The organism is Streptomyces sp. JLSY215 (assembly GCF_059682825.1).
In genome coordinates this window covers 6495728-6508573 of record NZ_CM185022.1, presented here as the reverse complement: position 1 = coordinate 6508573, position 12846 = coordinate 6495728, and the positions used below count along the sequence as shown (strand labels likewise).

10 protein-coding genes are annotated in these 12846 nt (G+C 72.6%); 4 read left to right on the top strand and 6 right to left on the bottom strand.

Going from position 1 to position 12846, the window contains the following annotated elements; genetic code table 11:
- The first annotated feature begins 448 nt into the window (after positions 1–448).
- The gene (locus AC5677_RS29040) at positions 449–1789 is read left to right on the top strand and encodes a D-arabinono-1,4-lactone oxidase (protein ID WP_497190852.1); all 1341 of its coding nucleotides are present in this window, start codon (positions 449–451) and stop codon (positions 1787–1789) included.
- A 72-nt stretch (positions 1790–1861) separates the two neighbouring features.
- Here the strand turns inward: AC5677_RS29040 and AC5677_RS29035 are convergent, their stop codons facing one another.
- Positions 1862–3064, bottom strand: coding sequence for a hypothetical protein (locus AC5677_RS29035; protein ID WP_497190851.1), 1203 nt, complete (start codon positions 3062–3064; stop codon positions 1862–1864).
- A gap of 496 nt (positions 3065–3560) precedes the next feature.
- Here AC5677_RS29035 and sepH point away from each other — a divergent pair, with 496 nt between their 5' ends.
- The gene (sepH, locus tag AC5677_RS29030) at positions 3561–4634 is read left to right on the top strand and encodes a septation protein SepH (protein ID WP_497190850.1); all 1074 of its coding nucleotides are present in this window, start codon (positions 3561–3563) and stop codon (positions 4632–4634) included.
- 84 nt (positions 4635–4718) lie between these two features.
- Here sepH and AC5677_RS29025 read toward each other — a convergent pair whose 3' ends face one another.
- Complete coding sequence (locus AC5677_RS29025; protein WP_497190849.1) at positions 4719–5558, bottom strand: sulfurtransferase; 840 nt, start codon at positions 5556–5558, stop codon at positions 4719–4721.
- 249 nt (positions 5559–5807) lie between these two features.
- Between AC5677_RS29025 and AC5677_RS29020 the strand changes: the two genes are divergently transcribed.
- Complete coding sequence (locus tag AC5677_RS29020) at positions 5808–6581, top strand: VOC family protein (protein WP_497190848.1); 774 nt, start codon at positions 5808–5810, stop codon at positions 6579–6581.
- A gap of 19 nt (positions 6582–6600) precedes the next feature.
- On the opposite strand, the gene AC5677_RS29015 is transcribed toward AC5677_RS29020, so the two are convergent.
- From AC5677_RS29015 to AC5677_RS29000, 4 genes are all read right to left on the bottom strand, one after another.
- Positions 6601–7269, bottom strand: coding sequence for a thymidine kinase (locus tag AC5677_RS29015; protein WP_497190847.1), 669 nt, complete (start codon positions 7267–7269; stop codon positions 6601–6603).
- A gap of 71 nt (positions 7270–7340) precedes the next feature.
- The gene (locus tag AC5677_RS29010; RefSeq protein ID WP_497190846.1) at positions 7341–8531 is read right to left on the bottom strand and encodes an alkaline phosphatase family protein; all 1191 of its coding nucleotides are present in this window, start codon (positions 8529–8531) and stop codon (positions 7341–7343) included.
- Positions 8531–9124, bottom strand: a complete 594-nt coding sequence (locus AC5677_RS29005; protein WP_362703460.1) for a DUF5998 family protein — start codon at positions 9122–9124, stop codon at positions 8531–8533. The genes AC5677_RS29010 and AC5677_RS29005 overlap by 1 nt, the downstream gene beginning before the upstream one ends.
- A 38-nt stretch (positions 9125–9162) precedes the next feature.
- Positions 9163–12153: a bifunctional acetate--CoA ligase family protein/GNAT family N-acetyltransferase gene (locus AC5677_RS29000; protein ID WP_497190845.1), complete on the bottom strand. Its 2991-nt coding sequence runs from the start codon at positions 12151–12153 to the stop codon at positions 9163–9165.
- A 147-nt stretch (positions 12154–12300) separates the two neighbouring features.
- Between AC5677_RS29000 and AC5677_RS28995 the strand changes: the two genes are divergently transcribed.
- On the top strand, positions 12301–12582 hold the full coding sequence (locus AC5677_RS28995) for an HPr family phosphocarrier protein (RefSeq protein ID WP_053928113.1): 282 nt from the start codon (positions 12301–12303) through the stop codon (positions 12580–12582).
- The last annotated feature ends 264 nt before the right edge of the window (positions 12583–12846 follow it).

The window sequence follows — 12846 nt, the reverse complement described above, 5'->3', positions numbered from 1 at the left end:
GGGACGTGCGCGCACCTGGCGCTGCGCACGCCTCCGGCCTCCTCGGGCGGGGGCCGCGGAACCGGCCCGCCCCTCTGGACCATCGGGGAAACCCACTCCCTCCTCTGGACCGTCAGCGAAAACCACTCCCCCTCTGGACCATCGGCACCCGGCACCACCGGCCCGCCCCTCTGGTCCGTCGGGAAGCCCGCCGCCTCCTCTGGACGCTCAGCGAAACCGGCTCTCCCCTCTGCTCCATCAGCGAGCCCGGCGCCCCCTGGGCCCGTCCGCGAGCGGCGGTCGTGTTACCGGCGGTACGACATGTCCGGGAGCCGGGCGATTCCGGCCGATTCCTTGATCATGTGATTCCCGTCACCACGCCTGGATGTCGCGTCGGTGACTGACATCATGCGCTGACACCAACGGCGGCCGAACCCGGCCTGCCCGCGCGGAGGGAGGGGACGTCACCATGGCAGCCAGTAACGCCGTCGGCGGCTCGGGAGGGCGCGGTCCCAGTGGACCGTGGCGTAACTGGGCTGGCAATGTCACCGCCCGCCCCGCCCGGAGCGTGGCCCCGGCAAGCACCGAGGAACTGGCGGCCGCCATACGCACCGCCGACGACGACGGCCTGACCGTGAAAGCGGTCGGCACCGGGCACTCCTTCACCTCTGCGGCCGCCACCGACGGGCTGCTCGTCCGCCCCGACCGGCTGACCGGCATACGCGCGGTGGACCGCGAGGCCGGGACGGTCACCGTGGCCGCCGGTACGCCCCTCAAGCGCCTCAACCAGACGCTTGCCGCGCACGGACTGTCGCTGACCAACATGGGCGACATCATGGAGCAGACGGTCTCCGGCGCCACCAGTACCGGCACCCACGGCACCGGCCGCGACTCGGCCTCCCTCGCCGCCCAGATCACCGCCCTCGAACTGGTCACCGCCGACGGCTCGGTCCTGACCTGCTCCGCCGAGGAGAACCCCGAGGTCTTCGACGTCGCGCGGCTGGGACTCGGCGCACTCGGTGTGATCACCGAGCTGACCTTCGCCGTGGAGCCGGAGTTCCTGCTGACCGCCCGCGAGGAGCCGATGCCCTTCGACGAAGTGACCGGCCGCTTCGACGAGTTCGTCGCGGAGAACGAGCACTTCGAGTTCTACTGGTTCCCGCACACCGGCAGCTGCAACACCAAGCGCAACAACCGCAGCCAGGGCCCCGCCGCGCCACCCGGAAAGATCAGCGGTTGGGTCGAGGACGAGCTGCTGTCCAACGGCGTCTTCCAGGTCGCCTGCACCGTCGGCCGGGCAATACCGGCCGCGATACCCGGCATCGCCAAGATCTCCAGCCGCGCGCTGTCGGCCCGTAGGTACACCGACATCCCCTACAAGGTGTTCACTTCGCCTCGGCGGGTGCGCTTCGTGGAGATGGAGTACGCGCTGCCCCGCGAGGCCGCCGTCGCGGCGCTGGGCGAGCTCAAGTCGCTGGTGGAACGCTCGGACTTCAAGGTGAGCTTCCCGGTGGAGGTGCGTGTCGCCCCCGCCGACGACATCCCGCTGTCCACCGCCTCCGGCCGGGACACCGTGTACATCGCCGTGCACATGTACCGCGGTACGCCCCACGAGGCGTACTTCGCCGCCGCCGAGCGGATCATGACCGCGCACGGCGGCCGCCCGCACTGGGGGAAGCTGCACACCCGCGACGCCGACTACCTTGCCGACGCCTATCCACGGTTCGGTGAGTTCACCGCGCTGCGCGACCGGCTGGATCCCGAGCGCCGCTTCACCAACGCGTATCTGCGGCGGGTCCTGGGCGACTGACGCCACGGGCGCGCGGCCGGCACCCTCAACGGGGCACCGGCCGCCGGCCGTTCGCGGCTCGCGCCGGGGCCGTCAGGAGGCGTTCGGCGCCGGAGTCTGCTGCTCGGCGCCGTTCGGGTCCGACCCGCCCTGGTCCTGGCCTCCGGTCGATCCGGCGCCGCTGTCGCCGCCGGTCCCGCTGCCACCGTCCGGGGAGTGGCTCGGTGACGGCTCGCCGGACGGGGACGTCTCGGGATCCGGCGAGCTCTTGCCGCCGTCGGACGGGGCCGGGGACGGGGACTGCGCTCCGCTGCCGGACTCGCTTCCGCTGCCGGTCCTGCCGGAGCCGCTGGGGTCCGGAGTCGGCTCGCCAGTGCTGCCGCCGTGCGTGCCATGGCCGGGGGAACGGCCCGGATCCGGCCTTCCGGGGCCACCGGGCCGCTGGTGCTGGACGCCTCCGACGCCGGTGAGACGGCCCAGCGTGGTGCCCGCCTGGCCGCTCGGCGTCGACCCGGTCATCAGCTCCGTGCCGGTGACGGCGCCCATGGCGAGCACGAAGACGGCGAGCGCACCGAGCGCGGGCCGCTTCCAGCCGCGCAGCCGGGTGCCATAGGTCGCGGCACTGATCTCCTCCGGCCGCCCGGCACGCCCGGCGCTGCCGGATGCGGGCGGTACGGCGGCGTCGCCCACACGGGAAGCCGCGTGGGCCGGCGCCGTGGTCCGGTCGTCCAGGCGCGGCACCAACTGCGTCTTGTCGGTGGGCCTGCCGCCGCCGGCCGCATCGGCCGGGCACAGCATCCGGGTCGCCTCGTCCGGCCGCGGCGCGGGGTGCGCGCCTGCGGGGTCACGGCGGTATGCCCGGGCGCCCTGCGGAAGCAGCTGGGTGCGGTCCATGTCGGGACCGGGACCGGGACTCTTGGCGGCGACGGCGGTGACGTCGTCCGGCGCGCCCTGTTTGTCGAAGGTCGGCAGCACCATCGTGCGCTGGGCACGGGCCGCCGCTCCGGTTGTGGATCGAGGGTGGGGAGAAGAGGCGCGGCGCGGCTTCGGCCTGGTCGTGACCGAGGCTTCCTTGATCTGTTCGCCGGTGCGCCGGAACAGATGCTGGAATATCGAGCCGCCGGTCGTGGCCACGACACTGACCAGACCCGCACCGATGATGGTTCCGTAGACGCCGAGCCGGCCCGCGAGATACGCGGCGATGGCCGCCGCGAGAGCGCTGCCGGCGACCTGGGCGACGCTCAGGTCGATCCGCTTCCTCTTCTGCTTCCTGTCGTTTTCGGTTTCTTCGTCCATCTCCTACCTTTGCTAGCCCCTTCGATCCAGCTTGCATGGAGAAGTGACCTTTTGGCGAAGTGGATAGTTCCAGTTCTGGAGATTTTGTGAATCTCACCACCCGTGACGGCGGTAGAGAGATCGACAAGGCGACCCAACTCCGTTTCCGCAACAGAACTTCAGCGGCGCGGCGGTCCACTTCAGTGGCCCAAATGGAGTACTGTGGCGAGCCCTGGCCCGGGATCCCGTCCGGCTGCCCGGATCCACGGGAAGGGCCCTGAAAGCGGCACTCGACCCGGGGCGCCGCCGCTCGGCACGGGTGATCGGTCACCGGGCACGCGACATGGTCACCGAGCGTTGCAAACTGGTAACCGTGTCATAACGGCGTTTCTGGGCCAAGCCTCGACTCGCCGGGCAACTCGGCAATGTTGTGGCAGGCTGCACCCGGGCAGGCCACACTCGACTAGCGGAAGCAGCGACGCACGTGACGTCGGCAGGCACCACCCGGGAGGTCCCCATGCCCGAACTGCGTGTCGTGGCCGTCTCCAACGACGGCACACGGCTGGTGCTCAAAGCTGCGGACAGCACCGAGTACACGCTTCCGATCGACGAGCGGCTGCGCGCCGCGGTCCGCAACGACCGCGCACGGCTGGGCCAGATCGAGATCGAGGTCGAAAGCCACCTGCGTCCGCGGGACATCCAGGCGCGGATACGAGCCGGCTCCTCCGCTGAGGAGGTCGCTCAGCTCGCCGGCATCCCCGTCGACCGGGTGCGCCGCTTCGAGGGGCCGGTCCTGGCCGAGCGCGCATTCATGGCCGAACGGGCCCGTAAGACACCCGTACGGCGCCCCGGCGAGAACACCGGCCCGCAGCTCGGCGAGGCGGTCGGTGAGCGGCTGCTGCTGCGCGGCGCCGACAAGGACAGCATCCAGTGGGACTCCTGGCGCCGGGACGACGGCACCTGGGAGGTGCTGCTGGTCTACCGCGTCGCGGCCGAGCCGCACTCCGCGAGCTGGACGTACGACCCGCCGCGGCGTCTCGTGCAGGCCGTGGACGACGAGGCGCGGGCCCTGATCGGCGAGAACGACGACACGCCCGAGCCGAGCTTCCCGTTCGTGCCGCGTATCGCGCGGCTGCCGCGCGACCGGCCGCTGGACCGCGCCCTGGACCGCCAGACCCCGGACCGCGGCGAGCGGGCCGAGCGCCCGGCGCAGCCGGTCGGCGAGGAGAGCGGCCCCCGGGTCGCGGAGGAGGCGACCGCCGAACGCGAGCGGGATTCGCTGACCAGCCTGCTGGAGGCGGTGCCGAGCTTCCGCGGCGACATGGTCGTACCGGAGACCGCCAAGGCGCCGCAGGACGAGGAAGCGGCGGACGAGGAGCTGGAGGAGCCGGCCGCGCCGGCGGCGAGTGCGGGCGCGGGTTCCGCGTACGCCGATGTGCTGATGCCGCGGGCGGTGGCCGGGCATCGCGACCGGCTGACCGGGACGACGGACCGCCAGGCCGAGGCGGACGGCGTACGGCCGGGCCGCCGGGCCGCGGTGCCGAGCTGGGACGAGATCGTCTTCGGCACCCGGCGCAAGAAGCCGGAGTAGGTCCCGAGACACACGCGCCGCCCGTCCCTGGGAAGCCAGGGGCGGGCGGCGCGCTGTCGGGGCACGCACGGCCCCGGGCGGGCCTCAGCCCGGCTGGGAGCCGGTGGCCACCGGCCGGGACGGATCGTTGGACCATTCGCTCCAGGAGCCGACGTACAGCGCGGCCGGGATGCCGGCCACCGCCAGGGCGAGCACCTCGTGGGCGGCCGAGACACCCGAGCCGCAGTAGACACCGACCTCGGCGTCCTCCGTGGCGCCCAGCGACGCGAACCGTTTCGCCAGCTCCGACGCCGCGCGGAAGGTGGTGCCGCCCTCGACGACGTTGTCGGTCGTGGGCGCGGACACGGCCCCGGGGATGTGGCCGGCAACCTTGTCGATGGGCTCCACCTCACCCCGGTAGCGCTCGGCGGCCCGCGCGTCCAGGAGGACGCCCCGGCGCGCCAGAGAGGCCGCGTCGTCCGCCGTCAGCAACGGCAGCGCACCAGGGGCGGGCGTGAAGTCACCGGCTCGCGGAGTCGTCTTGTCGACACTCATGGCTCCGCCGGCCTCCTTCCAGGCGGCGAGGCCGCCGTCGAGCACGCGGACATCAGGATGACCCGACCAGCGCAGCAGCCACCAGGCACGTGCCGCGGCCCAGCCCTGACCGCCGTCGTACACGACCACGGCACGGTCCGCGCCGACACCGGCCGCACGCATGGCCTCGCCGAAGGCGGCGAGATCGGGGAGCGGGTGGCGGCCGGCCGGACCGGGAGGCGAGGCCAGCTGACTGTCGAGGTCGACATAGACCGCACCGGGCAGATGCCCGGCCTCGTATTCCGGGCGGCCGGGCGGGCCGCCGAGCTGGTAGCGGACGTCGAGGAGCACCGGGGCGGCGGACCCCGCCAACTCGCTCGCGAGTTCGGTAGCGGTGATGATGGCATTCATGGGACTCATCCTTGCGTAGCGATGACTACGTAGAGAAGGCAGGATCCCACCCTCTGTATGGCGGAGTTGGGTAAGTTGACGCCGCCACCGAATCGGATGCAAACCAGCAAAACGGGCATTCTCCCTCGTGAACGCGCCAAGGACGGCGCGGCCGGGGCGCACAGCAGGTCACAGGGTGCGAGCATCTGCTCGGGACCCGCGCCCGTACCCCCATGGCCAGCACCCCGACGCTCCGAGGAGTAAGAGACGATGACGACCGAGGCAGCGACTCGGCGGATGCCCGGCGCGCCCTGCTGGGTGAGCCTCCTGGCACACAGCCTGTCCGCCACGCAGGAGTTCTACGGCGCGCTCTTCGGCTGGGAATTCCGCCCGGGGCCACAGCACTTGGGTCCGTACGCCCGCGCCTACCTGGATGGGCGGGAGGTTGCCGGAGTCGGCGAGCTGGCACCGGACCGCCATCTGCCCGTCGCGTGGACCACCTATCTGGCGAGCGAGGACGCCGATGTCACCGCCGACCAGATCCGTTCCTGCGGCGGGACGGTGGGCGTCGGGCCGCTGGACGCGGAAGACGCGGGCCGGATGGCGATCGGCTCCGACCCCCAGGGCGCGATCTTCGGCATCTGGCAGGGCAAGTCGATGATGGGCACCGCGATCAGCGGCGAGCCGGGCACCCCGGTGTGGAACGAACTGGTCACCCAAGAGACGGGCGTGGTCGAGCCGTTTTACGAACGGGTCTTCGGGTTCGAGCCGGAGGCCGTGGACGCAGCCGGCTTCGACTATGTGACGCTGCACATCAAAGGACACCCGGTGGCAGGGATCCATGGCGTGGGCGACGCCCTGCCGCGGGACCGGGGACCGTACTGGATGACGTACTTCGCCGTACCGGACACCGACGCCGCGGTGCGCCGGGTCACCGAACTGGGCGGACGGGTGCTGCGGCCACCTCAGGATTCCGCACACGGCAGGCTCGCGACGGTCGCCGACGGCGAAGGCGCCTCGTTCACGATCATCCAGAAGCGCTGACGGCCCGCGCAGGGGCGGCTCAGCGGGGCGCGTCGACCGGCAGGACGTCCGGGGAGAGCGCGCCGGCGCGGGCGGTGGCGGAGGTCTGCCGACGGCGGTGATGGCGCCGGCACAGCACCTCGTATCCGACCTCGGCCTGCGCACGTTCCGCATCGCGGCCCGCGACATCGCCGACGACGACCTGCGCGCCCTCCACGACCATCCGGCCGTCGACGGTACGCGCATTGTGCGTGGCGCGCGCTCCGCACCAGCACAGCGCCTCGACCTGCAACACCTCTATTCGGTCGGCGAGTTCGACCAGCCGCTGGGAGCCGGGGAAGAGCTTGCTGCGGAAGTCGGTGGTGATGCCGAACGCGAAGACGTCCAGGCCGAGGTCGTCCACGACGCGGGCGAGCTGGTCGACCTGTTCGGGGGCGAGGAACTGCGCCTCGTCGGCGATGACGTAGTCGACCCGGCCGCCGGAGGAGAGCCGGCCGACGATGTGGGCGTAGAAGTCCATGTCGTCCGCGGCCTCGACGGCCTCGGTGACCAGGCCCAGGCGGGAGGAGAGCTTGCCGCGGCCGGCCCGGTCGTTGCGGCTGAATATCAGCCCCTGCAGCCCGCGGGCCGAGCGGTTGTGCTCGATCTGCAGAGCGAGGGTGCTCTTTCCGCAGTCCATCGTTCCGGAGAAGAACACCAGCTCGGGCATGGGAGGCAGCGGGCCTTTCGGGCTCGTGGGGAAGGGGCGGTCGGGGACCGGGCGGGCAGGAACCGGACGGGTCAGCTACGGACTTCCAGGAGCGGTACGAGTTGTTCCGCCGGGGTCATCGAGCCGTGCAGCCCGACCATCGCCGACTCACCCCGCTCGCGTTCCGAGGCGATGATCGCCATATCGGCGTGCGCCACCGCCAGCACATCGCCGATCCGGCCGCGCACCCGGTCGTCGACGCGCGGGCCGAACCACCCGGCGGCGATGGCCTCTTCACGACTGGCGACCCACATCTGCTCGCCGACCACCTCGCGCCAGATGGCGAGCACATCGCCGGCCGCGCCGGGATGCGCGTACACATGGCGGGCCCGCCCCTCGCCGCCCAACAGGCGTACGCCGGCGCTCAGTTCCCAGTCCTCGTCGAAGTCGATCCGGTGCTCGGGGCCGAACGGGATGTCGATCATGCCGTGATCGGCGGTGATGTAGAGGGCGGAGCGCGGCGGGAGCTGCTCGGCCAGCCGCTGCGCGAGCCGGTCGACGTACATCAACTGGCCGCGCCAGGCATCGGAGTCGACGCCGTAGCGGTGTCCCTTGCCGTCGACCTCGGAGTAGTACGTGTAGACCAGCGAGCGGTCGCCGGCGGCGAGCTGTTCGGCGGCGAGGTCCATCCGCTCCTCGGCGGAGAGCCGGCCGTGGAACGTGCCGCCGCTGAGCGCCACCTTCGTGAGCGGGGTGTGCTCGAAGTCCGGCGCGGAGACCTGGCAGGTGTGGATGCCCGCGGCGTCGGCCAGCTGGAAGACCGTCGGGTGGGGCTGCCAGGCGTGCGGGTCGGTCCACGGGCGCCAGCGCAGCTGGTTCATCAGCGCGCCGGTGGCCGGATCCTCGCAGGTGTAGCCGGCGAGGCCATGGACGCCCGGTGGCAGACCGGTGCCGACCGAGGCGAGGGACGTGGCGGTGGTGGCGGGGAAGCCTGCGGTGAGCGGGCGGCCGGTGCCGTTGAAGGACGTGTCCAGGAGGGAGGTGAGGAACGGCGCCTCCTCCGGATGGGCGCGCAGCAGTTCCCAGCCGAGACCGTCGATGAGGAAGACGCAGGCGCGGTCGGCGGGGGCCAGCTCCATACCGGTGGCGAGCTCGCGCAGCCCCTGGCCCGCCGTGATGGTGGGCAGCAGGTCGGCGAGCGAGCCCGTGCCGTACTGCGGCACCGGGGCGGTGAGCGGGTCGAGGGGTGCTGGTTCGGGCCAGGCGGGGGCGGTGTGCACCATCAGCGGGAGCTGGTGGTGGCCGCGGTGGCCTCGGAGAGCGCCTGGGCGAAGGCCAGTGTCTCGCGGACCGAGTCCGGTCCGTCGCCGGCCTCGCTGACCCGCAGCGAGAGGTCGTCGGCGGTCGAGGAGCCCGTATAGCCGTGGTCGGCCTCGCAGTTGGGGTCGCCGCAGCTGGCGGGCTCCAGGTCCAGGCGGGCGACGGCGCCCCAGCCGATGGTGAGGACGACCTCGCGGGGCAGCTGGCCGGGGGTGTACGACTCGGGATTGGCGACCACACGGCTGAGTACCACCGACGAGATCCGGCCGAGCTTGACGGACTCGGTGGAGGTGGTGGCGTACGGCGAGGGGCTGGTGGCGTCGGCGGCCTGCTCGTCGGTGTGGCTGACGATGAAGCGGGTGCCGGTCAGGACGAGGACCGTGACATGGCGGCGGACCTCGTTCGCGTCGAAGGTCGTCTCCTGGTGGACGAGGTACGACACGACCGGTTCGCCGCCCACCGCGGCCTGCACCGCCTCGGCCACGAGCGTCGGGTAATAGCCACTGCGCTCGATCGCCGCGCGCAGCCCCTGGGTCGTCGTACCGGTCTTAGCCATGGGGTCCATCTTACGGGGCGTACCGGGGCGCGAGAGCCTCAGTAGACGGGCAGGCGGCGGGGGCCGAGGTCGGTGGTGGCGGGGGGCCGGGCCAGGCGGACGGCGGCTCCCAGGACGGAGAGACCGTGCGGTGCGACGACGACTGGTTCGAGGTCGACGCCGACGACCTCGGGATGATCGTCGACCAGCCGGGAGACGCGCAGCAGGAGCTCGGCGAGGGCGGTGGTGTCCACGGGCTGCGAGCCGCGCCAGCCGAACAGCAGCGGGGCGGCGCGGATCGACCGGATCTGGTCGGCGACATCGCGGTCGGTGGCTGGAATCAGACGGTGGGCGATGTCGCCGAGCAGCTGGGAGGGGGCACCGGCCAGCCCGAAGGAGAGGACGGCGCCGGCGGCCGGGTCGATGGCGGCGCGGACGACCGTGTCGACGCCGCGTGGCACCATCGCCTGGACGACCGGGCGCAGCTCTTCGGGCGAGCCGAGGAAGTCGGTCAATTCGGCGTAGGTACGGCGTAGTTCGCGCTCGCCCGCGATGTCCAGACGGACGCCGCCGAGGTCGGCTCGGTGGCGTAGATGGGGCGCGGTGGTCTTGAGGGCGACCGGGTAGCCGAGCCGGGCGGCGGCGCGGAGGGCGGTGTCGGGGTCGGGGGCGGGCAGGGAGGGGCGGGTGTGGATGCCGTAGCGGGCGAGCAGCGCCTCGGCGTCGGGCGCGGGCAGCGGGGCGGAACGGCCGGGACCGGGGCCTAGGCGGTCGAGGAGCCGGTCGATGTCGGCTCCGGCGGCCGTCTCCTGGATGTCGTCGTACTCGGGCACCCGGCCGGGCTCGGCGGAATCGCGGCGCCAGGCGGCGTAGCGGACGGCCTCGGCGAGCGCGCGGACGGCCCGCTCGGCGGCGGGGTAGGCGGGGATGCGGATGGGGGCCGGGCGGGCGGGCCGGACCGGGGGCGCCGTTTCCTGGGGCGGGCGGGGGCCGGAGGAGGGCGGGTGCGGGGGCCGCGGGGGGTAGGCGGGCGGGTGCGGGGGCCGCGGGGGGTAGGCGGGCGGGGGCGGCGCCTGGGCGGGGGCGTCCGGGCGGGCCGGCAGCGGGGGGCCGGAGGGGGGCGACGGCTCGTCCCCGGGCGGGGGCGGCGGCTCGGGGGACTCCCCCGGGGCGGCCAGCGAATCGGCCAGGTCGCCCATCGCCAGGTGGACGACCGTCACGGGCTTGACGGGGTCTGCCGTGGCGGCGGTGCGCAGGGCGGCGGCCAGCGCCGTACCCTCGCCCGCGCCCGGATCAGCACCTTCCGCTTCGCCGACCCAGGGGATGGCCGTCACGACGACGGCGTCGCAGCCGTCGCCCGCGAGCGACTGGGCCAGCGCGGCCCGGAAGTCGTCCGGTGTCGCCGTGGGCGCCAGCACATGCGGCCGCAGCGGGCGCAGGCCCTCGGTCAGGCAGGCGTCGTAGGCCAGCAGCGCGAGCGATTCGGAATTGCCCAGGATCGCGATGCGGGGCCCGGCCGGCAGCGGCTGGGAGGCCAGCAGCAGCCCGGCGTCGATCAGCTCGGTGATCGTATCGACGCGGATGACACCGGCTTGCCGCATCAGGGCGGCGACGGTGCTGTCGGGGATCCGGACCGTGGGAACGGCGTGGCCCAAGGGGGCGGTGCCGTTGTGCCGGGCGCCCTTGGCGACCACGACCGGCTTGACGGCGGCCGTACGGCGGGCGAGCCGGGCGAACTTGCGGGGGTTGCCGATGGACTCCAGATAGAGGATCACCACATCGGTGTCCGGGTCGTCGTACCAGTACTGGAGGAGGTCGTTCCCGGAGACGTCGGCGCGATTGCCGGCCGAGACGAAGGACGAGATACCGGCGATGCCGCCGTCGCCGGGGCCGCGTGCGTGCAGGCCGCTGAGCAGGGCGATGCCGATCGCGCCGGACTGGGTGAACAGACCGATGCGGCCCGCGCCGGGCATCTGCGGCGCCAGGGAGGCGTTCAGCCGCACGGCCGGGGCTGTGTTGATCATGCCGAAGGCGTTGGGCCCGATGAGCCGCATGCCGTACGAGCGGGCCTGGCGGAGCAGGGCGCGCTGCCGTTCGCGGCCTTCGGGGCCCGCCTCGGCGTATCCGGAGGACAGGATCAGGACCCCCTGGACGCCGTGTTCGCCGCAGTCGCGGACCACATCAGGGACACGGTCGGCGGGCACGGCGATGACCGCCAGATCGACCGGGTCGGGGATCTCCCGCAGCGCGCGGACGGCGGGCACGCCCTCGGGGTCGAGGCGGTCCATGCCCTTGGGGAAGGCGTGGTTGACGGCGTGGGCGCGGCCGGTGAAGCCGGAGTCGAGGAGGTTGCGCAGGGCGGAGCGGCCGACGCCTCCGGGGGCGCGGCCCGCTCCGATGACGGCGACCGAGCCCGGGGCGAGCAGCCGCTGGACGGAGCGGGCCTCGGCGCGCTGCTCGCGGCCGCGCATCACGGCCATGGACTGCTCGGTCGGCTCCAGGTCGAATTCCAGCCGGACCACGCCGTCCTCGAAGGTGCGCTTCTGGGTGTAGCCGGCGTCCGTGAACACCTTGATCATCTTGGAGTTCGCGGGCAGTACCTCGGCCGCGAACCGGCGGATACCGCGCTCACGGGCCACTGCGGCGATGTGCTCCAGAAGGGCGGAGGCCACACCGCGGCCCTGGTGGGCGTCCTGGACCAGGAAGGCGACCTCGGCCTGGTCGTCCTCGGGGTCCTTGGCGGGCAGCCCCTGGTCGTTGATGCGGTCGTAGCGGACCGTGGCGATGAACTCGCCGCCCACGGTGGCGGCGAGGCCGACCCGGTCGACGTAGTCATGGTGGGTGAAACGGTGGACGTCACGGTCGGACAGCCGCGGGTAGGGCGCGAAGAAGCGGTAGTACTTCGACTCGTCCGAGACCTGTTCGTAGAACGAGACCAGCCGCTCGGCGTCGTCGGGGGTGATGGGGCGGATCTGCGCCGTGCCGCCGTCGCGCAGCACCACGTCGGCTTCCCAGTGGGTCGGGTACGCATGATCCGGCTGCGTCTGCATGCGGACAGCGTACGGCGGGGCACTGACAACCGGCCCGGCATGCGTACGCTCGGTGCCAACGGAGCGTTGCCGGGACGCCGCCGGAGCACTCCCGGCAGCGTGAGAGACTGGTCTAGACAACTGTCACGCGACTTGAAGGGCATCACCATGGCTGAGCGCCGCGTCAATGTCGGCTGGGCAGAGGGCCTGCACGCCCGCCCCGCCTCGATCTTCGTCCGTGCGGCCACCGCGGCCGGCATCCCGATGACGATCGCCAAGGCCGATGGCAACCCCGTCAACGCGGCCTCCATGCTCGCCGTTCTGGGCCTGGGCGCCCAGGGTGGCGAGGAGATCGTGCTGGCCTCCGACGCCGAGGGCGCCGAGGCCGCGCTCGACCGGCTGGCGAAGCTCGTCGCCGAGGGCCTGGAGGAGCTCCCGGAGACGGTCTGAGTCCCTCGGGATTTTTTGCTCTCTCTGCTCGCGACCCCGCGGCGGTGACCCGAAAAGGTTGCCGCGGCGGGGTCGTTTTCTTGCAGGCGCGGACGGCAGGCAGGATCGGTGTGGAGCGCTTCCCTGCACGGAACCGCTGAAACCTATTTGCTGTACGGGCACATCGTCATCACGACCGCCAATTATCCGGGCGGGGACGCGGCACGGAAACACAGCACCGAAACGGGGCGCGGAAACGCGGTGTGGAAACACGGTGCGAAAATA